We start from the raw sequence: 24,853 nt of genomic DNA on the forward strand, positions 1-24,853 counted from the left end.
TATAATTGATTTTGGTCTTAAAAGTGTCAATTATATCCACCAATGACATTTTAGTAATACTTCTCTTACTAATTGATAAGACGCGTTTACTTCCTATACCATATGGGTTACTCATTTTGGATTATAACATGGCTAATAGTGTCATAATTTTGGATAAACATTAATACTCTAACATTATGACAACCCAACCAAAACCCTTAAAAACACTTCTTATTTTTCTATTTCTACTAGGAACACAATTAACCAATGCCTTTCAGCAACCTAGTAAAATTAAAATGGTTACTGTCTATTTAGATGGAGCCGAAATTAACCGTGAATCTTCAATAAAAATCAACTCTGGAAAATCCGAAATTACATTTAACGGTTTGTCTCCACATATAGAAGAAAGCAGTATTCAAATTTCAGGGTTAAAAGACGTTTCCATCCTATCCATTAATTATGGCATTAACTATTTATCTAAGCAAAAGCAAAGTGATTCTATTTCTGCATTACAAAATGAATTAAAAACATTAGATGATAAAATTCAGAATCAGTATGATTTAATTGCTGGTTATAATGAAGAATTAAGTCTTATTCAGAGCAATAAAAAATTAGGAAATGAAACTGAAGTTGTAAGTTTAGAAAAACTAAAAACCTTTGCGACCTATTACAGAACTCGAATTACAGAGTTAAAAATTGCTACAAACAAATCCCACAAAGCAATAGAAGTACATACCGATCTCCAGGTAGACATAAACCAGCAACTTGCAGAACTAAACGTTGATGAAAAAGTACAAACAGGCGAGATTAAATTAAAGCTAAATAGCGACATCGCAACATCTTTAGATTTAAAACTGAAATACAACATAAAAAATGCAGGTTGGTTTCCGGTTTACGATTTAAAAGCCGAAAAAATCAATAGTCCTATAACTTTGGAATACAAAGCACACGTGTTCCAAAATTCTGGTTGTGATTGGACAGATGTTAATTTGGTGCTCTCAACAAGTGATCCAAACACCAATAACGAAAAACCGATAGTAAATCCGAAATATTTAAATTTTATCAGTGCATACAGTAATTACCAATCGCAACGCGCCACCAGAAGTTATAATTACAAGTATAATCCATTGGTTAAAAATGTATCCGGAGTCGTAACATCATCTTCTGACGGTCTACCATTACCTGGAGTTAGTGTTATTGAAAAAGGAACAACTTATGGGGTTCAGACCGATTTTGATGGTCGGTATGCTTTAAAAACAACATCTGGAAATGCACTTCGTTATTCTTATGTCGGCATGAAAACAGAAGAGTTACCGATTCATTCAAGTATTATGAATGTGACCTTAGATGACGACGTGACTTTAGATGAAGTTGTTGTGGCCGGATATGGCACAACAAGCAAAGCATATACCGGATCTGTTTCCTCAATTAAAACTGAAGAAATATCTCGTGCATTTGTAGGTGAGGTTGCTGGTGTTAATATAATCAATGGAAATGGATCGCCTGGCACGAACGCAAAGATTAGAATAAGAGGCTATGGTTCAATTCATGGTAATAATAAACCTTTGTATGTTGTTGATGGAGTACCTTACTCTAATACAGATTTAAGTAATATTGATCCTAGTGATATAATATCTACAGATATTCTTAAGGATGCAGCCGCAACAAGTATGTACGGAAGTCATGGCGCCAATGGTGTAGTATTAATTACTTTAAAAAAGGAATCTGATAGAAAAGTAAACGATTTAGGAATTACGGTAGAAACAGGTATCACCAATACAAGATTCGAAATTAATAAAAAACACAGTATTCCTTCAGATGGTGATATTTCAGTTATAGAAATAGATCAATTTAGTGTACCTGCGACTTACAATTATTTTGCCGCACCTGTTTTAAATGAAAATGTATTCTTAACTGCTAAAATCGGAAATTGGGAACAGTACAATTTATTACCTGCAGAAGCTAATGTTTATTTTGAAGGCAGTTATTCAGGTAAAACCAATATTAATCCGAGTGCAACCACAGATAGTTTAACAATTTCACTTGGTGTGGATCCAAACATTATTGTAAAACGCAAACAGCGAAATGATTTTAAGAAAACCACATTTATTGGTAACAACAGAGTGATTCAAAAAGCTTTTGAAATTGAAATTAAAAACAACAAAACCTCTGATATTCAGTTAACATTGTTAGATCGCATTCCTAAAAGTCAAGATAAAACCATAAAAATCGATGACATAGAAACAGGAAATTCTAACTACGATGAAGACAAAGGAATTTTAAAATGGACACTAAATTTAAAGTCTAGTGCCACAGAAAATGTTAAACATTCCTATAGCGTAAAATTTCCAAAGGGGAAACGCGTTAACTTATAACTTAACATAGCCTCAAAACAAAATAGTTTCAATTAAACCCTAACTTCTGTTAGTTAGGAACGAGTTTAATTCTTATCGAAAGCTTGTCTAACTTTCCATAAGTGTCAAAAATTTTGATAGAACTACTATTTTCGTTTTGAGGCTTTTTTTACAACTTGAATAGGCGCTCTAAAAAACGATACATATTTTGTTCTGTAATATCAAAATCATCATCTGATAGAAATAGAACTTTTATATCTTCGAGTAGAATATCGATATCGTCTTTTGTATAATTATGCTGTTCTAAACTCGTCGTTATTTTCTTGATACCTTGATAATCGTTATCGCGATTAAACTCATCATGGATATCTTTAAAGGTTTGCTGATCTACTTTAGAAAGAATCATGTTTCTTTCCTCGGTTTTTTCTTTAAAATCAGAATTTGCAGCAAAAAGTAAAATGTAGGCTACGAGTTCATCTCGCGTCCAGTCGATTGTGTTCATTGAATTAAGGTGTTAGGCTTCCATATTCTGTCCATGAACCATCATAGACAATTAAATTATTATAATTACAAAGTGTTGCTCCTAAGGCTAAAATACAAGCTGTAATGCCAGAGCCACAACTAAATACCATTTGTGTTTCATGTTCTATTAAATCATCAAAGATTGTTTGAAGTGCGTCTTTAGACTTCATTGTATAACCATCAAATAACACGGTATATGGTAAATTTTTCGAATTCGGAATGGTGCCACGTCGCAACCCTTCTTTGGGTTCGTCTACCTTACACAAAAAACGATCTTCAGAACGCGCATCAACAACTAAAGTGTCCTTATCATTGCGGAATTCATTAACACCATTGAAGTCCGTCATTAAACGGGCATGGAATTCTGCTACAAAATCACCCAAAGCATACACTGTATCTATATAGTTTTCAATAGGAAAACCATCTTGTTGCCATTGTGGTAAGCCGCCATCTAAAACTGCGACATTTTTAAAACCAAAAACTTTAAATAACCACCATACTCTTGCACTTGAATAAATGCCTTTATCATCATAAACCACAATTACAGAATCATTATTGATTCCTAATAATTGCGCTTCTGTTTGAAATTGTTCTTTTGAAGGTAAGGTACTTGGGAAAGGGGCTGATATATCACTAAATTTTTGTTTAATATCGAAAAATCTAGCGTTGGGTATTCGCGTTGAAACAGGACTGATCACCTTATTAATTGTGGCATCTAGCACTATTAAATTAATGGCATCACTGTTTTTATGAAGCCATTCAACGGAAACTAAATCTGAATTTAAATCTTTTATTTCCAACTGATTATATATTTAATCTATGGATTTGAACACGACATGCTAAATTGCATTTCATTTTTTCTTTGTTAATTTGAATTGTATAAAGTTAAAAATAATTTATCATATTTCAATATACTGAAATTTAAGAATCTAAATCGAAAGTTTCACTTGGATTTTCATGTTCTTTATAATCAAGCATGTTCTCACCATCTGCAATAATCGAACATACCGTTGCATCACCTGTAACATTAACCACTGTTCTAAACATATCTAATATTCTATCTACCGGGAAAATAATAGCAATCCACGCAGGGTTTAATCCTACAGAACTTAATACGATAATCAACATTACTAAACCAGCACTTGGTACAGCTGCTGAACCAATAGATGCCAAAGTTGCAGTTAATACTACAGTTATTTGTTGCCCTATTGTTAAATCTATCATATGCATTTGTGCTAGAAATATAACCGCTACAGCTTGATACATACTTGTACCATCCATATTAACGGTTGCACCGATAGGAAGTACAAAACTGCTTATTTTTTTATCTACACCTAAGTTTTCTTCCACACATTCCATTGTTACTGGAAGTGTAGCCGCACTACTCGATGTTGAGAATGCCAAAGTCTGCGCAGGACTCATCGCTTTAAAAAAGCCTTTATAAGGTATTTGTTTTACAAAAAGCTTCAAAATCAAAGGATAAATTACAAATATCATTAGAAGCAAGCCTGCTAAAACAGTAATCGAGTACCAGCTTAATCCTTTAAAAATCTCCACGACTTTACCAATATCATCACCTGCCATTTTACTCACGACTCCTGCTAACAACGCAAATACAAAAAATGGAGCGCCTTGCATAACAATATCAACCATTTTTAAAAAAACTTCATTAACTCCATTTACTAAATTTAGTACGGGTTGTGACTTATCAGTTGGTACAAATAATAAACAAACACCAAAGAAAATAGCAAAGAATATAATCTGAAGCATTAGTCCATTATTAGATAGTGAATGGAAAAAATTACTAGGAACAATATCTACTAGTGGCTGTAAAGGGGTGGTTTCTTTGCGGCTTTTAACTGTTTCCATTTTATCAGCAACAGCTGCTTCTTTTAATTCACTCTTAGATAATTCTGAAATCTCCTGAGCACGTTCAAAAAATTCTGGATCTTGAAGATAGTTGATACCATCTTTAATGACATGACCTTCACTTGCTGCCCAAATTTCATAACTGATACGGTTATCAATTCGGCTTTGTTCATCAATAAGCTCTCCTGGTTTAATGACATTGACTAATACTAATCCTAATGAAATTGCCATTATTGTTGTGAGTAAGTAAATCCCTAAGGTCTTACCTCCCATTCTACCTAAACTCTTTGGGTCACCAATATTAGCAACACCGCTTATAATAGAAAACAACACTAGAGGAACAGCAATTAGCTTTAATAAATTGATAAAAATAGTTCCGAAAGGATCTATCCAATCTATAGTAAATTGACTCCAACCCATTGTGCTTGATAGTAAAGCCCAAATGATACCCAGAACCATTCCTATTATAATTTTCCAATGTAGTGCTAGTTTTTTCATATGCTATAGTCCTATAAAAGCAGGAGTCTGTTGGTTAATATTTTTTATTCATAATCACTAAATGATTACCATTCTCTAGATTCTTGCCTGCGTAAAAGCATGTTGTCTGCAATTACTAAAGCTGCCATGGCCTCAACAATAGGCACAGCTCTAGGTACTACACAAGGATCGTGTCTGCCTTTTCCTTGCATTTCTACAATTTCGCCAGCACTGTTTAAAGCATCTTGTTTTTGTATCACTGTGGCAACAGGTTTAAAAGCAACTCTAAAATAAATGTCCATACCGTTAGAAATTCCACCTTGTATACCTCCAGATAAATTAGTTTTTGTCGTTCCGTTTATATTAAACAAATCGTTGTGTTCACTTCCTTTCATTTTAGCTCCACAAAATCCACTACCGTACTCAAAACCTTTTACGGCATTTATGGACAGCATGGCTTTTCCTAATTCCGCATGCAATTTGTCAAAAACAGGCTCTCCTAAACCAACGGGCACATTTTGAATGACACAAGTTATGGTGCCACCAATGGTATCTCCTTGTTTTTTAATCTCTTCAATTTTAGAAATCATTTTTTCTGCTGTGGCTTCATCTGGACAACGAATAACATTAGATTCAATTTTACTAAAATCTAAATCTTGATAAGGTTTATCTATAAATATTTCACCTACCGAAGAAGTAAACGCGTTTATTTTAATAGTGCTAAGCATTTGTTTTGCAATCGCTCCAGCAACCACTCTAGAAGCAGTTTCGCGTGCAGAACTTCGTCCTCCGCCTCTATAATCTCTTACTCCGTATTTTTTGTCGTACGTGTAATCGGCATGGCTAGGACGATACACATCTTTTATATGCGTGTAATCTTTAGATTTCTGATTGGTGTTATGAATTACAAATCCAATTGGTGTTCCAGTTGTAAAGCCCTCAAAAATACCGGAATAAAATTCAACCGTATCTGGTTCTTTACGTTGTGTAACTATTTTAGATTGTCCTGGTTTTCTACGATTTAACTCTTCTTGAATCGCTTCAAGATCGAGTTTTATACCTGACGGACAGCCATCTATAATGCCTCCAATTGCTTTACCGTGAGATTCACCGTATGTTGTAAGTTTGAATAATTTTCCGAAGGAATTTCCTGCCATTGCAATTTATTTTACGCTAATGTAATTGTTATATTATAAAAACGAAAATGCCATGGCGTATTTCACCTATTATCAATCAAATACTTACTCTTAATGTTTAGTAATATTTAGGTAATGTATTAATAACATTTTCCTCATACTTAGTTAATTATAGGTTAACCCAATTCTTAAATATATTGAAGTTCTTTGCTATATAGATTTTTAACATTGTGAAAATAAGACGAAAAGTAGAAATAGCGGTCATTTCGGATGTACATCTTGGTACTTATGGTTGCCATGCTAAGCAGTTATTAACCTATTTGAATAGCATTGACCCTAAAAAATTAATTTTAAATGGAGATATCGTTGATATATGGCAATTTAAAAAACGATACTTTCCGAAATCTCACCTTAGCGTTATTAAAAAAATAATGGATTTCGCTGCCAACGGAACAGAAGTCATTTATATTACTGGGAATCATGACGAAATGCTGCGAAAGTTTACAGATACTGAAATTGGAAATATTTCAATTGTAAACAAACTCGTTTTAGAATTAGATGGGAAACGAGCTTGGTTTTTCCATGGTGATGTTTTTGATATTTCAATTCAAAATGCTAAATGGCTTGCTAAACTTGGGGGTTGGGGTTATGATTTCCTTATTCTCGTTAATCAATTCACCAATTGGTTTTCGGATAAGATGGGTAAAGAACGTTATTCATTATCTAAAAAGATAAAAAACAGCGTCAAAGGAGCTGTAAAATATATCAATGATTTTGAACAAGTCGCAACTGATCTAGCAATAGAAAATGGCTATGATTACGTAATTTGTGGTCACATTCATCAGCCAAAAATGCTAATTAAGAAGAACAAACATGGCAAAACAACCTATTTAAATTCTGGTGATTGGGTTGAAAATTTCACAGCACTAGAATATCAATTTAAACGTTGGAAAATTTACAATTACAACGAAGATAAATTGTCTGCGTTTTATGCTGATGAAGACATTAAGGATATGGAGCTTAAAGATTTAATAGCAGCGATAACCATTGTAGAGCAACCTACATCTAAGAAAAAGAAAAAAAGCAAAGATAAAGACTAGAGCAACGCTTCTTTTAAGATGCTTATCGGATGCCTTGCCACGCGTCCTGTACCATCTTTAATTTGATGTCTACAACTTGTTCCGTTTGCTGAAATTAGAGTGTCGTCCGAAGCTTTTCTAACCGAAGGAAATAAGGTTTGTTCACCAATTGTCATACTGACCTCATAATGTTCCTTTTCATATCCAAAGCTACCAGCCATTCCACAACAACCACTCGGAATAATGGTGACACTGTAATTCTCTGGTAAATTTAAAACATCAAAACTCGATTTCTGATTCGATAATGCCTTTTGATGACAATGCCCATGAAACTTTATGGTTTTCACTTCTTTTGTAAATTGTTCTGAATTTATATGTCCTAGTTTAGCTTCTTGTTGAATAAATTCTTCAATTAAAAACGTGTGTTGAGCAATAGATTTTGCTCCGTCTTTATCATCTGCTAATCGGATATATTCATCTTTAAAAGTTAAAATTGCAGACGGCTCTATACCAACTAATGGTGTAGTTTTTGATATTATATTTTTGAATTTAGATACGTTTTCATTCGCTACTTTTTTCGCGTCTTCAAGTAACCCTTTTGAAAGCATTGAGCGTCCTGATTCTGAATGCGAAATGATAGTCACTTTATAATTTAAACGACTCAACAACTCAATGGCATCGACACCTATTTCGGTATCTAAATGATTTGTAAATTCATCATTAAACAAAATCACTTCTTTAATATAATTATCTCTAACTATCTTGTTTTTATAATTTTGAAACTCTTTATATAAACTCTTACTTGACACCTTAGGTAAGCTGCGTTCTTTTGCAATGCCTCCTACCGATTTTATAATTGAACTTGTAAATCTATTCGAAAATATAAAATTGGTTAGCTTCGGAACATGACTTGCAAAGCCATTTATTTTATTATTATAAGCGAATAGTTTCGTTCTAAAAGGTACACCATTGACCTTCTGATATTGGTACTGAAATTCAGCTTTTAAACTCGCTACATCAACACTACTCGGACACTCACTGGCACATGCTTTACAACTTAGACATAAATCAAAAACCTCTTTCAATTCTTTATGATCAAATCGATTTGCTTTTTCAGAATTTGTTAAAAATTCCCGAAGTGTATTTGCACGTCCTCTCGTAGTATCTTTTTCGTTTCTAGTGGCTCTATAACTCGGACACATGGTGCCGCCAAATTCGGGTAATTTTCTACAATCACCAGAACCATTACATTTTTCAGCTTCACGTAAAATACCTTCAGACGCAGAAAAATCGAGTAAGGTTTCAATTTGAGGTTCTGATCTATCAACTTCATATCTAAAACTTTTATCCATAGGATAAGCGTCAACAATCTTTCCTGGATTAAAAATATTTTGAGGATCAAAAGCCGACTTAATTCGTTTTATAATTTGATAATTCGCTTCGCCAATCATCATAGGAATAAATTCTGCACGCACAATACCATCACCGTGTTCACCAGACATTGAGCCGTTGTATTTCTTTACTAGCTTAGCAACATCAGTGGTAATTTTCCTAAATAAGACCACATCTTCAGATTGCTTTAAATCTAGTATTGGACGCAAGTGCAATTCACCTGCCCCAGCGTGTGCGTAATACACCGCATTTTGATTATACGATGTCATTAACGTAGTGAACTCTGAAATATAAGCATCTAAATCCTCTAAGGCTACAGCGGTATCTTCAATACAAGCAACTGCTTTTTTATCGCCAATTATATTACCTAACAAACCTAAACCTGCTTTTCGTAATTCTACAGCTTTATCAATATCTTCAGCTCTTAAAATCGGAGCTGCATACGATAAATTGAGTGTATTTACTGCAGTAATGAATCTGTCAATAGCGAGTTGTAATAGCTCTGGAGTTTCTGCTTTTAATTCACACATTAAAATAGCTGCAGGATTCCCTTCTATAAACTGTCTATTATCTTGTTGGGTTTTATTATATTTTGTGAGATTTAAAATGGTATCATCCATCATTTCACAGGTATGCAAATTGTGCTGCATCACTGTTTCAACAGCGTTTAAGCATTTGGCAACACTTTCAAAATGTAAAGCGATAATGGCACTTTCATTGGGTGGTAAAACATCTAACTGTAAGGTGATTTCTGTTGTAAATGCTAAGGTGCCTTCACTTCCTGCTAACAATTGGCACATATTAAAATTGGCACTTCGACTACGCTCAGCGACCAAGTTTACACTTCGGTTAGTATCAATATCCAAAGTGGAAAAAACATCAGATTTAATTAATTCATCAATCGCATAACCTGTGTTTCTTCTGTGTATTTCAGGTTTTGGAAAATGATCTTGAATTTGTTTCTGAATCGACTCAGGTTTTAATTCCTTATAAATACTGTTGTAAATAGAGCCTTCAAGCGAATTTAGTTTTAATTTTTGTTGAAATTCATCTGAATTAATACTTGAAAATTCAGCCTCACTGCCATCGCTTAAAATGGTTTTCATCTTTAAAACCTTATCACGCGTTACCCCATATTGAATCGACGTGGTTCCTGATGAGTTGTTTCCAACCATACCGCCTATCATACAACGATTAGATGTTGATGTATTTGGTCCAAAAAATAAACCAAAGGGTTTTAAGTAATTATTCAGTTCATCACGTACTACTCCTGGTTGAACAGTTACCGTTTTTTCAGATTCATTAATATTTAAAATTCGAGTGAAATATTTAGAAACATCTACCACAATACCTTCGCCTACGCATTGTCCGGCTAACGATGTTCCTGCAGTTCTTGGAATTAACGACGTATTGTGTGTTTTTGCAAAATGTATAAGGTGCTTAATATCTTGATTACTTTTTGGCAACGCTACAGCTAAAGGTAATTTTCTATAAACGGATGCATCAGTAGCGTAAAGTTTTTGCATTAAGTTATCATTGTGCAAATCACCTTCTAATGTTATTCTTAAGGCTTTTAATTCCTCAACTATTTCGTTTTGCATAAGGGTTAACAATCTATTGTAATGAGTTATAATTTTATCTTAAAAACAAAGCAAATCATCCAATTAAGTTCTAATTTTGACGTTATAGAAAATTAGCACATAACTAATTGCTAAAACTAAGAATTTAAAACTCAATATTATTATGAAGAAATTATTTTTATTAGGTGTATTCGCCATAGGATTTGCAAGTTTATCTAACGCACAAGACATTGCAGAAAATGCAATTGGACTACGATTAGGTGATAGCGATGGCTTTGGAACAGAGGTTTCATATCAACGTGCACTTGGTGGTAACAACAGATTAGAAGTAGATTTAGGTTGGAGAAATAGTAAAAACTATGATGGTTTTAAATTAGCAGGTATTTACCAATGGGTTTGGAATATAGAAGGAGGATTCAACTGGTATGCTGGTGCTGGTGGTGGACTTGGTTCTTATAGTTTTGACAACTATAATGATGAAAAAGATTATAACGAAACTTTTGCATTTATCGCTGGTGATGTTGGTATAGAATACAGTTTTGATTTTCCTTTATTATTATCTTTAGACTTTAGACCAGAACTTGGTTTTGGTGATTTTAATGATGATCTTGATTTTGATATCGCTTTAGGTATTAGATACCAATTTTAAACTTTTTAAAATTATATATCTAAAACCACCTTTAACGAGGTGGTTTTTTTATTATTTTTAATTCATATGAAACAACTTGCAATCATAGGAATGGGGCCAAGAGGTCTATACGCTTTAGAGAACCTTCTCATTGAACTTAGTAAAGCTGATGTACTTATTGGCATTCATGTTTTTGATGCGACTAGCAGTCCTGGCACCGGAAATGTTTGGGATAAATCGCAACCAGATTCCAATTGGATTAATATAACAGAACGTGCATTAACAGGAATAGAAAAGCGACCTCAAATTGACTACAGTAATGTTACCATTGATGAATTCCCGTCTTATCATGAGTGGTGTCAATTTTCTCAAAACAGTGATGACCCTGATACTTTTCCGGCGCGAAATAAACTCGGAAATTATCTTAATGCCCGTTATAAATCCATTGAAAATATCTTAGAGAAATTAGATACTTTTAAATTTATTAAAGCGGAAGTTAGAAACATCAATTTAAAAAATAAAAAACTCGAAATTTCAACTAAAGACAATGCTAGGGAATATGATGATTTACTACTAACTATAGGTCACCAACCCACAACACTTTCTGACCAATTACAAAAATGGCAATCGCATGTGGTTTCTCATAATTCTTTAACGCTTTTTGAAAATACTTACCCGATTACACAATTAAAGACTATAAAAAATAACACAAATATCAATATTGCCATTAGAGGTTTTGGCTTAGCTATGATTGACGTAATGCGTTATCTTACCATTAATGATTTTGGAAATTTTAAAGTGATAAATAAAGATACTTTTAAAACCATTTATTATAAGAGCAAGTCACAAGATTTAAAACTAATTCCGTTTTCATTAGACGGTTTACCATTAGTTCCGAAGCCTCTAAACGAAAGGATTGATTCGTGGTACCAACCTACGAAAGAAGAATTAGATAGTTTTAAATCTGAAATCGAAGCCGTTTCACAACAAACCACTGAAACAGATACCATAGATTTTTTAACGCATCCTATTGCTAAAATTACATCGCGTGTTTATTTAGACTTAGAAGATAAAGGCCTAGCACATGCCTTAAGTTCTTCTGAATTAGAGGTCATAATCTTAAATTGGTTAAATGATGACCATTATAACCATCCATTAATTCAAGATTCTAATAGTTCAACATATAAGTTGATTCAGAATTATATTGAAATGGCTTTAGGTACCATTCCTGTTTCTCTCGATTATTGCATCGGACAAGTTTGGCGTCATTGTCAGCCGACCTTATACAAAGCTTTTTCGCATGCTAAAGTAAATAATGACATTATAGATAAAGTGATTGCCTTAGACGAACGTAGTAAACGTTATTCTTACGGACCACCGATTGAAAGTATGCAGCAAGTTTTAGCTTTGGTTGATGCAGATATATTGACACTAGACTTTGTCACTGATCCTGACATAGACTTAACAGCGGAAGGCTGGACTTTAAAAAATTCTAATAATGAATCCATCACCTGTTCTGTGATGATTAATAGTGTTTTGGACGCTCCAAAGTTACTTGAAGTCAACACGCCTTTAATTAAAGATTTACTTCAAAATGATTTGATACAACCTATCCATTCAAAATTAGGTATCGAAACAACTGCTGATGGTTATGTCATTACACCTGAAGCTAAAGACGATGTGCCTATTGCCGTTTTAGGTCGTTTGGCCAAAGGTAGCGTGATTGGTGTGGATGCTATTTTAGAATGTTTTGGACCACGTATTGAAGATTGGGCAAAAGCTTACGTGAAGCGACTAAACGCTAATTAGGTTGCTTTTCACTTAAATACTTCCAATACCGTTTTGGCACATGTCTAATATGAAGTTTCATGTTTTTTCGAGAGGCAATATTGGTAGCTTTAAAATAATCTTGCCATAGTTTTTGAAATTCGAATTCTTGAGTCGCAAAAAAGGTATCGTCGGTTTTAGTAACGTTGAAATTCTCAGGAAAATCCATATTTATAAGTTCAACTGTTTCCAAATCGTAGAATAATCCATAACCACGTTTTATATCATAAATCACCCATTTTTGATCGGCATAACGTCTCTTAAAATGCTTTTCAATTAAAGGCAGCACATTAAAATCGGGTTCTATACTAGCGAAATAGATGTCATCTTTAGTTAACCGAAAGCGCACAAAAGCTTCCATACGATGCTTTTCTCGTCCTACAGATTTTGCTATTTGTGCAATTTTTAAAATGGAAGGATGAGAATAATCTTTATCCACTTTCTTTTGTTGCGAAAACGCATACTGTATATAATCTAAAAGTAAGTCCTCTACTCCTATGTCTTCACTTAAAAAAGCATAATACAATTGGTAACTTCCGTGAGATGACAACTTCGATTTGATACCTTTCCACACACGATTCGCCTTAACTTCATCAGTAGGAATTGATTCATTTTCTGAAAACAAACCTTGCTGTACGGTAAACTCATTTTGAATGGTTACCGTTTTTAATTTATGTTCAAAAACATAAAAAATGGTTGATAGAAAACCATCAAAAGTGCCGTCGTATATGAGATTTTTGGCTTGCATCTATCCGAATAAGCTTAATTGATTACTCAACATTTTCTGATACTTACTCGTTGAATTCTGAAGGATTAAGCCTTTAATCTTTTCTGAGGTTAAATCCCGTTTTTCAAATTGATTGCTATCACACACCATAAAGTATTGTGCTCTATTTAACGCAACTCCTATTTTTTTAAGATGTTCCCAATTCAATTTTCTAAAGCGTCTGGCATTTATAATTTTAAACACCGATTTCATTCCTAAACCAGGAATTCTGGCTAACATGCGCTGGTCAGCTGTATTTACATCAACAGGGAATTCATGAAGGTTTCGTAATGCCCAACTCAATTTGGGATCTACATCTAAATCTAAATTTTGATGTTGTTCGTTTAAAATTTCACTGACATCAAAACCGTAAAAACGCATGAGCCAATCAGTTTGATACAATCTATTTTCACGAAGCATAGGTACAGCACTGCCAATTTGTGGTAAACGATCATCATAGCTAATAGGTACATAACCTGAATAATACACACGTTTTAAATTATAGCTTTTGTAAAAGTGATTTGAGGTTTGCATAATCTGAAAATCATTCTCACCACTCGCCCCAATAATCATTTGTGTACTCTGACCAGCAGGCGCAAATTTTGGTGTGCTTTTAATGATTTTCTTTTCGGCATTATATTGAATAATTTCATTTTTCACCTTCACCATCGGCTTTATAAAATCTTCACGCTTCTTATCTGGTGCTAATTTTTTTAGTCCGGCTTCGGTCGGAATTTCAATATTCACACTTAACCGATCTGCGTAGAGTCCGGCTTCACGCATCAATTCATCAGACGCTCCAGGAATAGATTTTAGATGAATATAGCCGTTAAAGTTTTCTTCCAATCGTAATTTCTTCGCTACAGCAACCAAACGTTCCATAGTATAATCGGCACTTTTAAAAATACCAGAACTTAGAAAAAGCCCTTCAATATAATTTCTGCGGTAAAAATTAATGGTTAAATCCACCACTTCTTGCACTTTAAAAGCGGCACGTTTTACATCATTACTTTTTCTAGTGACACAATAGGCACAATCAAAAATGCAATGGTTAGTTAATAGAATTTTTAATAAAGATACACAGCGACCATCTTCGGTATAGGAATGACAAATTCCCATGCCTGTAGCATCTCCTAATCCTTTATTGGTGTTAGCGCGTTTACTTCCGCTAGACGAACACGATACGTCATACTTTGCAGCATCTGCTAGTATTTTTAATTTTTCTTGGGTACGTTGAAAAGACAAATATTTTCCTCCTAAATCTTAAGTTAAAATCTTAACCACAAAAATACTACATATAGTAGCTTGTGATTGCTTCCATTTGTAGTAACCCAAAAACTAATGCTTATTTCAAAATGTTAATTATTAGGAATTCAAATGGGTTAATATTTTGATGATATCATTTAAACAGCGTCGGATTTAAGCCTTAATTTTCTAGCATATGAAACATTTCATAATCATCATTATTTTAAGCCTAAACAACACTATGAGTGCACAGCACAAGATACCAGCCGATATAAAAATAAATGTAACTAAAGCTTTAGCGTATTATCCGCAGTTGAAGGACACCAAAATAGAATTTCGGTTTAAGAAAAATATTAAGAAATCGACCATGCAAGCTAGACCTACATTTGGAAGTTTCTTTAAAAGCAGGAAAAATCGAAATTATGTGATTCTGATTAGTGAAAAATTTAAAATTGCGGATAAGGAATTTTTAACGCGACATATTCCAGATGCTATTTTTATCGGCTGGATTGGTCATGAATTAGGTCATATTATGGATTATCAAAATCGAAGCAAGCTCAATCTCATTTGGTTTGGACTAAAATATTTGTTTTCACAGAATCATATTGTTGAAGCCGAGCGTGCCGCAGATTCATTTGCTGTTGCACATGGTATGGAAGATTACATTTTAAAAACCAAAGATTTTATTTTGAATAATGCGGATATCACCCAATCGTATAAAGATCGGATTAAGAAGTATTATTTATCACCTGAAGAGATTATGGAATTGGTAGAGCATAGAGATGCAGAAAAAGACATTGATTAATAATTAATCACAGCAATTTAAAATGGTAAATACAAAAAAGCTATTATTAAAATAATAGCTTTTTTGTATGTTTAATTCAGTTGAAATCTTCTAAGACTCTTTAATAAACGCTTCCCAGTCTTTAAACTTTTCTTCTCCCATAACACGTTCCATTTTTACTTGGCCACCTTTCTTTTTGTTTCTTTCGTTCCAGTCATAAAAACGATTTGGTGAAATCACTTTTACTTTCACACCTTTTAGAGCTTTACTTCTAGCCACTTTATAATTCTTATTGGCAGATTTTAAGCTTTTGTCTAAAGCCTCTGCAATGGTGGAATTATTAACACTTTCTAAGTCCGAACCTAAATACCAATAGTGATAGAACTCATCATCGTCTCCACGTTTAGCGCAGATGGTGTATTCAGGAATTGTAGTATCGAATTGCTCCTCTAATTCGCGCATGGCTGCATCCATTTTATTAACGGATAATTGCGAACCTACAGTGTTTAAAAAGAATTTTGTACGTCCTGTAATTTTAATTTCGGCGCGTTCAATATTGGTAAATTCAATGGTATCACCAATAAGGTATCTCCACGCTCCACTAACGGTACTTATAATTAATACGTAATCTTGATTTAGTTCTACTTGATCTAAAGTTAAAGCTGGTGCTTCATCTGTTAACGAACCATCTTCGTTGATATATTCGGGTTTAAATGGCACAAATTCAAAATAAATGCCATTATCGGTATTCAATTGCATAGCATCGGTTTCTGGTCGTACTTGGGTTGCGATGTACCCTTCGGACGCTAAATAGGTATCGATAACTGTGATTGGTTTTCCTAATAAGGCATTAAAACTTTTCTTATACGGACCAAAAGCAACTCCTCCAGAGGTATAGACTTGTAGGTTGGGCCAAATTTCATGAATATTATTAAGATTGTGATAATCTATCACTTTTTGAAGCATCAATTCTATCCACGATGGAATACCACTTAACGCACCGATATCCCAATCTTTAGCACGTTCTGCAATACGCTGCACGCGTTCGTCCCAATCTTCAATTTGCGATATTTCTACACCTGGTTTGTAATAACCTCTAAACCACGACGGAATATTACTCGCACTAATACCACTAATTTCGCCTTCGAGGTGATCGTTATTTTCCTCCAAATCAGTAGAACTCCCGAGCATCATAATTTCCTTTTCGAAAAAATCTGCAGGTAAATCAAAATTCTTTAAGGCAAACACCTGTTTAATTCCTGCATTTCTTATGGCATCAATCATGGCATCTGTTACCGGAATGCGTTTACTTGTTTTTCCTGTGGTACCAGAACTCAATGCAAAATAAGATGGCTTCCCTGGCCATGTGACGTTACTTTCGCCTTCGTGATACTTGTGCCACCATCTTTCGTTTATTTTTTTGTAATCAAAATATGGCACATGCTTCGCAAAGCTTTGTTGTAAATTAGAAGTTTCAAGAATACTTTCAAAATCGTAGAACTTTCCGAATTGGGTAGCTTTCGCTGTTTCAAGTAATTCTTTAAGCACTTGTTCTTGAGCTTCTTCATGAATCACTTCAGACGTAAACGTATTCTTCAGTTCAATCACTCCTTTTATAATGTTTCCTAGTATGGCCATTTTTTAATTTCAATTTTTGATTCTATAATTATCCTGCAATTTTTCTACAAGCTTCAGCACATGCTCTACACGATTTAGCACATTCTATGCAGTGTTCGTGTTTGTGTTCTTCGCAATGATCTGCACAGTACTCACAAATTTCGGCACATAACAAGGCGTATTGTTTAACATATGCACTATCTGAGGTCATCATTTTAAGTAAAGCATCACAGGCATCTGCACATTGTATGCAACACTTTGGGCAATCGTTCATACTTTCTTTTCCTGCCATTTCGGTTAGGCATATTCTACAATCCACTATACATTTCTGACAGGCTTCAATCGCATTTCTATAAGTCGCTTTCATAATTATTGTATTTAGAATTAATTTCCACTAATATCCAATATTGCATCTAAAACGATTATTGCGATTCGGAAAAGAATTAACCCATTTAGTGAAAATGCAATTAGTGTAATCTAATAATTGTTTGAGTTAAAAGATCTTTATAATTTATAGCATATTGAGGCTAATAAAATTCTAAAATATTAAGGACATGAATGACTGGTTTAAATTTTCTTCAAACGGACTTTTTGCGATAGTATTAACCGCTATTGGTATTTACATCGCTTTAGTGATTTTAACACGGATTAGTGGCAAACGCAGTTTTTCTAAAATGTCTAGTTTCGATTTTGCCATGACGGTTTCTATTGGTTCCATATTGGCAACGGTTATTGTTTCTAAATCGGTTTCGCTTCAATATGGTATTATTGGTTTAGTGCTTATTTATAGTTTACAAATGATCGTTGCTGCTGCAAGACATTATAAACCCATCAGAAATTTAGTCGACAATAAACCGACCTTATTGATGAAAAACGGTCAACTACTTAAAGATAATTTAACGAAATGTAAAGTGACTGAATCTGATGTAAAGGCCAAATTACGTGAAGCGAATGTAATTCAACTATCAGAAGTTAAGGCTGTTGTTTTTGAATCTACTGGTGATATTTCGGTGTTACACGGTACTGATGACAAAGCCATTGACGATTGGATTATGGATTTTTAGAATTTACAATATAATTACAGACTTAAAACTTGAGACTGATTTCTTTGAAAAATCCTCAATTTCCTTAGCATCAAATTATGAAATTCTTCGTAAAATTTATGTAGTTTTGCACATCTAAAATTAAAACAATTCACAATGAAAGATACTGCTTTATCCTCTACTCACGAAGCACTTGGTGCTAAAATGGTTCCTTTTGCTGGCTATAACATGCCGGTTCAATACGAAGGTGTAAACATAGAACACGAAACAGTTAGGACTTCGGTTGGAGTTTTTGATGTCTCTCATATGGGTGAATTTTTAATTGAAGGTCCACATGCTTTAGAATTGATTCAAAAAGTATCGAGTAACGATGCTTCTAAATTAGAAATTGGAAAAGCACAATACAGCTGTTTACCAAATGATGATGGTGGTGTTGTAGATGATTTAATCATATACAAATTAAAAGAAGAAACGTATTTATTAGTCGTTAATGCGAGTAATATTGAAAAAGATTGGAACTGGATATCGTCTAAAAATGATGTAGGTGCTGAGATGCGCGATTTAAGCGAAGATTATTCGTTATTAGCGATTCAAGGTCCAAAGGCTGTTGAAGCGATGCAGTCTATAACGAGTCATGATTTATCTGCCATAAAATTCTACAATTTTGTAGTTGGTGATTTTGCAGGTGTTGAAAATGTGATCATTTCGGCTACAGGTTATACTGGTAGTGGCGGATTTGAGATTTACTGTAAAAACACCGAAGTGAAACAAGTTTGGGACAAAGTTTTTGAAGCTGGAGCTGATTTCGGCATTAAACCCATAGGTTTAGCAGCAAGAGATACGTTGCGTTTGGAAATGGGTTACTGTTTATATGGTAATGATATTGATGATACCACATCGCCAATTGAAGCTGGTTTAGGTTGGGTTTGTAAATTCAACAAAGACTTTACTAATAGCGAAGCTTTAAAAGCCGAAAAAGAACACACTCCAGAACGTAAATTAGTCGCTTTTAAACTCGATGAACGTGGTATTCCGCGTCATGGTTACGATATTGTAGATAGCAGCGGAAAAACGATTGGTGTTGTTACTTCTGGTACTATGAGTCCTAGTTTAGGCATTGGTATTGGTATGGGTTATGTACCTACAGTATTTTCTAAAGTGGATAGTAAAATATTTATTCAGGTGCGTAAAAAAGCCATTCCTGCAACGGTTGTGAAACCGCCATTTTATAAAGGGTAATTTTTGAATGTAGTTTGATGAATGAAGAAAAAACAGACTGAAAATCAAAAACATCGCATACTTATACTTGGTGCCAGTGGTTATATTGGTAATGCTATTTATAAAGAATTAGGACCTTATTTTAGAACGTTTGGAACGTATAGAACTCCGAAAAAAGAATACGAACTCAATCAGCAATTCTTTCAATATAATGTTGAAGAAGATGATGTTTATGAGATCCTAGAGGCTTGTAAACCGTCTATTATTATCTCTGCATTACGAGGTGATTTTAACGCGCAGTTTATTGCACACCAGCATATCATCGAATATGTTGTAGCAACTAATTGTAAAATACTCTTTCTGTCTTCGGCTAATGTGTTCGATGCTTATAGTAAATTTCCAAGTTACGAGTTAGATAAAACCCTAAGTCATAGTGTGTATGGCCATTTTAAAATAAAAATTGAAAATTCACTTTTACGCTTATCTAAAAAACAAGTTGCTATTATAAGACTTCCAATGGTTTTTGGTGCAAATTCGCCAAGAATTTTAGAAATGAAAGACGCAATTTCTGAAACGAATGCCGTTGAAGTTTTTCCGAATTTAATAATGAATGTGATGCTCGATAAAAAGCTAACACAACAAATTCATTATATTATTAATCGAAATAAGTACGGTGTTTTTCACTTAGGAAGTACAGATTTAGTGCATCATGATGAATTTACACAAGAAGTACTAACACATATTACAAGAAAGAGAGTAGTCATAAAACAAGTTTATACTACAAATGAAGATCGGTATTTAGCTGTGCTTCCGAAGTTTAATAAACTACCAAAACACCTTCAAATTACGAGTCAGGAAATTTTAGAAGAACTTGGGAAGTGATTGTTCAGTGTTCAGTGTTCAGTGTGTAAATTAAATAATCTAACTAAATTTACCTTAAACGGATAATAATTTTTATCAATTTTAAACCAATTAAAATCACATTATGAAATTAGATGACGCTACTATAGAACGGAAATTGTTACAGTTTCCAGATTGGGATTATTACGAAAATGCCATTCATTCTGAATTTGAATTCGACAATTTTAAAGATTGTTTTAGTGCCATGAGCAGAATTGCTTTTGAGTGCGAAGCGCAAAACCATCACCCCAATTGGTGTAATGTTTACAATGTACTAAAAATAACATTGTCTACGCATGATGCGGATGGCGTAACGCTTAAAGATTTTAAATTAGCAGAAGCCATTGAGGCTATTGTGGAAGTTGAGGAATAGTTGATGGTTAATAGTTAAATTTTAAAATATCGGAGTGGTTAAACAACTATAATCTAACTTTATTATATAACGTGAAGTTTTTATAGACATCCTTATAAATGGACGTCAGAGCTTTTGTTTTAGACGGTTTTGATGACGAATTTTATATTTTTTTACATTTAGCTTCATTCCTATTCAAACAATTTCAATATTTTCTTAGATTTGCTATGGTAAAAATGTCACTTCATATAATTTCAGTGTTATTATATACCTTACATTAAAATAGAATCGTTAACAGATTCCTGATTTACAGGAACTAAAAATACATTTAAGATGGGAAGAGCTTTCGAATTTAGAAAAGCAAGGAAAATGAAACGTTGGTCTGCCATGAGCAAAGCCTTTACACGTATAGGTAAAGATATTGTAATGGCCGTAAAGGAAGGTGGTCCTGATCCTGATAGTAACTCGCGTCTAAGAGCTGTAATACAGAATGCTAAGTCTGTAAATATGCCGAAGGATAATGTAGAACGTGCTATCAAAAAAGCGAGTGACAAAACGCAAGGTGATTATAAGGAAGTTTTGTTTGAAGGTTATGCACAACACGGCATTGCTGTACTTATTGAAACTGCAACCGATAATAATACACGTACGGTAGCAAATGTACGGTCTTGTTTTAATAAAACAGATGGTAGTTTAGGCACTTCTGGTTCTGTCGTTTTTATGTTTGATCATACTTGTAATTTTAAAATTAAAGGAGATAATTTAGACTTAGAAGAGTTAGAATTAGAGTTGATTGACTCTGGTGTTGACGAAATTTTTGAAGACACAGACGAAGACGAAAACGGAGTTGAACATACTAGTGTTATGGTCTATGCACCCTTTGAAAGCTTTGGTAAAATTCAGGCTTACTTAGAAGAAAATAATATAGAAATTATTTCTTCAGGATTTGAACGCATTCCTCAAGTGACAAAAAAGTTAACACCAGAACAAGTAGAAGATGTTGAGAAGCTTTTAGAGAAATTAGAGGAAGATGATGATGTACAAAACGTTTATCATACTATGGATGAAAGTGCTGAGTAATTTGAAGTGTATTTTGTCTCTGTAAGTGACAACCATTTTGCTACAATTAATAGCATTTTTTGAGATATTCATATTTTTAGTTTAACTTAATTGCTTAATAATGAGTACTAAAACAAACAATCTTTTTTGTTTATAAGGGTTGTTTGTTTTTTAGCACTAGATATAGCAATTAACTATGACTATAACACTTCTACCTTTAGAACATAATAACATTAATATAATTGGAATTAAATTTGTTTTCAATTATGAGTTTAAATCTCAATTAAAAACATACGAAGCTGTTAAATGGTCTAAGACGCTTGGTACTTTTTATGTGCCAGATAATGCGATTCATCGACGAGGCATTTATAATTTTCTAAAAAAAAAAGGCCATTATATTGATTATAGTGCCATAAAACAGCCTGTAACTAAATCCAATATTCAACCTAAGAAAATCATTAAAAGCTCTCAATTAGAACTTTTTAAGAATTTACCTTCAGAAAAACGAACGCTTATTAAGGAGTGTATTGGCTATCTAAAAAGTAAACGTTTAAGCGAGAGTACCATTTCTACATATGGTCATTTTATACTTCGTTTTGTTGACTTTACTAAAGATATTCCTAAAACCGAATGGAATATAAGAACCCTCGAATTGTTTTTAGAGAAAGTTATAGCCTATGAAAATTACAGCATTAGCAGTCATAGGCAATGCATCAGTGCACTAAAATATTTTACGGCATTCTGTAATGTTGAAGACTTTGATTCTCAAAATATAGAACGACCTAAGAAAAGTAAATATTTACCAGTAGTTTTATCTAAAGAAGAAGTCATCGATCTTTTACAAGTGACTAAAAACTTAAAACATCGTGCTATAATTGGTCTTATTTATTCGAGCGGCTTAAGAATTGGGGAATTATTGAATTTACAACTAAGAGATATCGATTTAGATCGTAACCAATTGTATATAAAACAAAGCAAGGGTCGTAAGGACCGAACCGTTGTTTTGAGTCAGGTACTAAAACCTCTACTTTTTAATTATATCAATACCTATCAGCCAAAAATCTATTTCGTAGAAGGACAGCAAGGACATACCTACAGTGCGAGTTCTATACGTAGTTTTTTAAAGAAATCTTGTGAGTTAGCTCATATTAAGAAAAGTGTATCACCACATACTTTAAGGCATAGTTTTGCCACACATATGCTAGAGAACGGTGTGGATCTGCGGTATATTCAGGTGCTTTTAGGCCATAGTAAGCCAGAAACGACAATGATTTATACGCACGTTGCCCAGCACAATTTAATGGAGATAAAAAGTCCGTTAGACGTTACAGTAGATAATATGAAAAAAAGGGATAATAACCACGAAAAACCGTTGTTATCCCGCAAATTTTAATGATAATTCACTATTATTGTGTTGATATAACCAGTTGTGTTTCATTGGCGGAACGCACTCGAAACCAAAAAAAGCCCAGTTTTATTTTCGAAATTTTTTTTGAATTTTAAGAAAGAAAAAAACGAAAAATCATATTGCGGAATTTCAAAAATCACTTTGGATTCTCACTCAAATGTAAAATAAAAACGCATCTGACTTTTAGCTTGTTTGCGGAATAAAAAATCAAAAAACATCCGACTGACCAAAGCAGTGCGCAACTGTTGCGTCGGACTGATCAGCGAAACGCAAAAAAAAGATTTACGACTGACCTAAAATTGTAAGAAAAAAAACAACGAAAACACAACAATGTATATAAAAAATTGCTAGTTTAGTGCTTAACCAATGTGAGTTGCTTTGTTTGCTTGCATCCGATTTTCCTTCGGAAAATCCTCGCACACAAACACGCAACTTTCCATATACGTAAACGTTACCACCAATTTGAAAAAATGAATAGACTAAAACAAACTTTGCTTCTAATATTCACAATATCACTTTTTACAAGTTGTGATTTCATTAAAAATGTATCAACCTATAAAGACACAACTCAAGGATTTGTAGAGTCGCTTATTGAAGAAGATTATGAAAAAAGTGTGTCATTTATGGCAATCGAAAACGAGGCTTATAAAAACACGAACATTGATACGCTGAAATTAGGTTTAGGGAATTTTCGGAAAATAATTGTTGACAATTTTGGGAAAGAATTAGACTATAAGTTTATGACTGCAAATAAAACCTTTTCAACAGTAGAAGGAGAAAGTACTGCGCCAAATACAACTTTAGCACAAATTGAATTTTCAAACGACACCGAGTTTGGAGTATTTGAAATCACTTTTGACGATAATTCAAATAAAATATTACACATTAAAACTCTCGACATAAAAGAGAAAATCCCGAATATGATTTGGTTTTGGTTATTCGGAATTTTAGCAATATGCGTTCCGATTTTTAATATTTGGATAATTAGAAAAATAAAGAAAAGTAATCTAAAGAAAAAATGGCTGAAATATATAGCCGTAATATTTCTGAATGTTCCAGCGATAACTTACAGCGCAGTTTACGGACTTTCGTTTAGTTTATTAAGTTTTCAAATATTGTTCGGAATTAGTTTTTCATATATGGGATATTTGAGTTCTGCTTGGACTTTTGGAATACCTCTTGGCGGACTTTATTGGTTATGGAAATTGAGTAAAAAAACGGAAGACGAAACAACCGAAAATGAAATAATAGCGGAATAAAAAACTGGTGGTAACAAAGTACTGTGCTAAAAAACAAGTAAAATCCCATTAATTTTTCACTAGCGTACTTTTATATGTTGCATCAAATATTAACCCAGATTTTGCGATAGCAAAAGCTTGTTTTAGTAGCTTATTACACACTGCGATTAATGCTAATTTTTTACTCTTTCCTTTGGCCACTATTCGCTCATAAAGATCTCTGCATGCTTTGTTGTATTTGCAAGCTGTAAAACTGCACATAAATAATAAATTCCGAAGTTTTTGATTGCCCATTTTACTAATTCTTGGTCTCCCCTTTACACTACTTCCACTTTGTCTAATCATTGGAGTTAGACCTGCATAACTACACAATTCACTTG

At 33.5% G+C, this 24,853-nt stretch carries 22 protein-coding genes; 12 read left to right on the plus strand and 10 right to left on the minus strand.

Annotated elements, in window-relative coordinates; genetic code table 11:
• The first annotated feature begins 176 nt into the window (after positions 1-176).
• A complete protein-coding gene (locus tag BLT80_RS11120) occupies positions 177-2,354 on the plus strand; it encodes a DUF4139 domain-containing protein (protein ID WP_092467918.1) in 2,178 nt (725 codons plus the stop codon).
• Positions 2,355-2,502: 148 nt separating this feature from the next.
• Here BLT80_RS11120 and BLT80_RS11125 read toward each other — a convergent pair whose 3' ends face one another.
• The 4 genes from BLT80_RS11125 to aroC form a co-directional block, all read right to left on the minus strand.
• Positions 2,503-2,835, minus strand: coding sequence for a hypothetical protein (locus BLT80_RS11125; protein ID WP_092467920.1), 333 nt, complete (start codon positions 2,833-2,835; stop codon positions 2,503-2,505).
• A 4-nt stretch (positions 2,836-2,839) separates the two neighbouring features.
• The gene (locus tag BLT80_RS11130; protein ID WP_092467922.1) at positions 2,840-3,655 is read right to left on the minus strand and encodes a sulfurtransferase; all 816 of its coding nucleotides are present in this window, start codon (positions 3,653-3,655) and stop codon (positions 2,840-2,842) included.
• A 121-nt stretch (positions 3,656-3,776) separates the two neighbouring features.
• Positions 3,777-5,222 (minus strand): dicarboxylate/amino acid:cation symporter, encoded by a 1,446-nt coding sequence (locus BLT80_RS11135; RefSeq protein WP_092467923.1) that lies wholly within the window; start codon positions 5,220-5,222, stop codon positions 3,777-3,779.
• 65 nt (positions 5,223-5,287) lie between these two features.
• Positions 5,288-6,358: a chorismate synthase gene (aroC, locus tag BLT80_RS11140; protein WP_092467925.1), complete on the minus strand. Its 1,071-nt coding sequence runs from the start codon at positions 6,356-6,358 to the stop codon at positions 5,288-5,290.
• A 209-nt stretch (positions 6,359-6,567) separates the two neighbouring features.
• On the opposite strand from aroC, the gene BLT80_RS11145 reads away from it, so the two are divergent.
• Positions 6,568-7,437, plus strand: coding sequence for a UDP-2,3-diacylglucosamine diphosphatase (locus BLT80_RS11145; RefSeq protein WP_092467926.1), 870 nt, complete (start codon positions 6,568-6,570; stop codon positions 7,435-7,437).
• Here the strand turns inward: BLT80_RS11145 and BLT80_RS11150 are convergent.
• A complete protein-coding gene (locus tag BLT80_RS11150) occupies positions 7,434-10,409 on the minus strand; it encodes an FAD-binding and (Fe-S)-binding domain-containing protein (RefSeq protein ID WP_092467928.1) in 2,976 nt (991 codons plus the stop codon). The genes BLT80_RS11145 and BLT80_RS11150 overlap by 4 nt on opposite strands.
• A gap of 142 nt (positions 10,410-10,551) precedes the next feature.
• On the opposite strand from BLT80_RS11150, the gene BLT80_RS11155 reads away from it, so the two are divergent.
• Complete coding sequence (locus BLT80_RS11155) at positions 10,552-11,037, plus strand: hypothetical protein (RefSeq protein WP_092467930.1); 486 nt, start codon at positions 10,552-10,554, stop codon at positions 11,035-11,037.
• A 66-nt stretch (positions 11,038-11,103) separates the two neighbouring features.
• A complete protein-coding gene (locus BLT80_RS11160; RefSeq protein ID WP_092467932.1) occupies positions 11,104-12,825 on the plus strand; it encodes an FAD/NAD(P)-binding protein in 1,722 nt (573 codons plus the stop codon).
• Here BLT80_RS11160 and BLT80_RS11165 read toward each other — a convergent pair.
• Complete coding sequence (locus BLT80_RS11165; RefSeq protein ID WP_092467934.1) at positions 12,818-13,591, minus strand: TIGR03915 family putative DNA repair protein; 774 nt, start codon at positions 13,589-13,591, stop codon at positions 12,818-12,820. The two genes, BLT80_RS11160 and BLT80_RS11165, sit on opposite strands and share 8 nt — an antisense overlap.
• Complete coding sequence (locus BLT80_RS11170; protein ID WP_092467936.1) at positions 13,592-14,854, minus strand: putative DNA modification/repair radical SAM protein; 1,263 nt, start codon at positions 14,852-14,854, stop codon at positions 13,592-13,594.
• Between the two features lie 196 nt (positions 14,855-15,050).
• Between BLT80_RS11170 and BLT80_RS11175 the strand changes: the two genes are divergently transcribed.
• Positions 15,051-15,659 carry a hypothetical protein gene (locus BLT80_RS11175; RefSeq protein ID WP_394331389.1) on the plus strand — a complete coding sequence of 203 codons (609 nt, stop codon included), beginning with the start codon at positions 15,051-15,053 and terminating at the stop codon, positions 15,657-15,659.
• Between the two features lie 90 nt (positions 15,660-15,749).
• Here the strand turns inward: BLT80_RS11175 and BLT80_RS11180 are convergent, their stop codons facing one another.
• Both BLT80_RS11180 and BLT80_RS11185 read right to left on the minus strand, forming a co-directional pair.
• Positions 15,750-17,276, minus strand: a complete 1,527-nt coding sequence (locus BLT80_RS11180; protein ID WP_092467940.1) for a GH3 family acyl-acid amido synthetase — start codon at positions 17,274-17,276, stop codon at positions 15,750-15,752.
• 28 nt (positions 17,277-17,304) lie between these two features.
• The gene (locus BLT80_RS11185) at positions 17,305-17,622 is read right to left on the minus strand and encodes a four-helix bundle copper-binding protein (protein WP_092467942.1); all 318 of its coding nucleotides are present in this window, start codon (positions 17,620-17,622) and stop codon (positions 17,305-17,307) included.
• Positions 17,623-17,809: 187 nt separating this feature from the next.
• Between BLT80_RS11185 and BLT80_RS11190 the strand changes: the two genes are divergently transcribed.
• The 7 genes from BLT80_RS11190 to BLT80_RS11220 all read left to right on the plus strand — a co-directional run bounded on the left by BLT80_RS11190 (position 17,810) and on the right by BLT80_RS11220 (position 24,494).
• The gene (locus BLT80_RS11190; protein ID WP_092467944.1) at positions 17,810-18,319 is read left to right on the plus strand and encodes a DUF421 domain-containing protein; all 510 of its coding nucleotides are present in this window, start codon (positions 17,810-17,812) and stop codon (positions 18,317-18,319) included.
• A gap of 135 nt (positions 18,320-18,454) precedes the next feature.
• On the plus strand, positions 18,455-19,537 hold the full coding sequence (gene gcvT, locus BLT80_RS11195) for a glycine cleavage system aminomethyltransferase GcvT (protein WP_092467946.1): 1,083 nt from the start codon (positions 18,455-18,457) through the stop codon (positions 19,535-19,537).
• Between the two features lie 21 nt (positions 19,538-19,558).
• Complete coding sequence (locus BLT80_RS11200; RefSeq protein WP_092467948.1) at positions 19,559-20,398, plus strand: sugar nucleotide-binding protein; 840 nt, start codon at positions 19,559-19,561, stop codon at positions 20,396-20,398.
• Positions 20,399-20,501: 103 nt separating this feature from the next.
• Positions 20,502-20,789 carry a 4a-hydroxytetrahydrobiopterin dehydratase gene (locus BLT80_RS11205; RefSeq protein ID WP_175455592.1) on the plus strand — a complete coding sequence of 96 codons (288 nt, stop codon included), beginning with the start codon at positions 20,502-20,504 and terminating at the stop codon, positions 20,787-20,789.
• A gap of 312 nt (positions 20,790-21,101) precedes the next feature.
• Positions 21,102-21,848 carry a YebC/PmpR family DNA-binding transcriptional regulator gene (locus tag BLT80_RS11210; RefSeq protein WP_092467952.1) on the plus strand — a complete coding sequence of 249 codons (747 nt, stop codon included), beginning with the start codon at positions 21,102-21,104 and terminating at the stop codon, positions 21,846-21,848.
• 175 nt (positions 21,849-22,023) lie between these two features.
• On the plus strand, positions 22,024-23,220 hold the full coding sequence (locus BLT80_RS11215; RefSeq protein ID WP_092467955.1) for a tyrosine-type recombinase/integrase: 1,197 nt from the start codon (positions 22,024-22,026) through the stop codon (positions 23,218-23,220).
• 485 nt (positions 23,221-23,705) lie between these two features.
• Positions 23,706-24,494: a hypothetical protein gene (locus BLT80_RS11220; protein ID WP_092467958.1), complete on the plus strand. Its 789-nt coding sequence runs from the start codon at positions 23,706-23,708 to the stop codon at positions 24,492-24,494.
• A 48-nt stretch (positions 24,495-24,542) separates the two neighbouring features.
• Here the strand turns inward: BLT80_RS11220 and BLT80_RS11225 are convergent.
• Positions 24,543-24,853: transposase (locus BLT80_RS11225; protein ID WP_139181054.1), on the minus strand; the 311-nt coding region annotated here is incomplete at its 5' end.

The sequence above is a fragment of the Winogradskyella thalassocola genome (genome assembly GCF_900099995.1).
Classification (GTDB): domain Bacteria; phylum Bacteroidota; class Bacteroidia; order Flavobacteriales; family Flavobacteriaceae; genus Winogradskyella; species Winogradskyella thalassocola.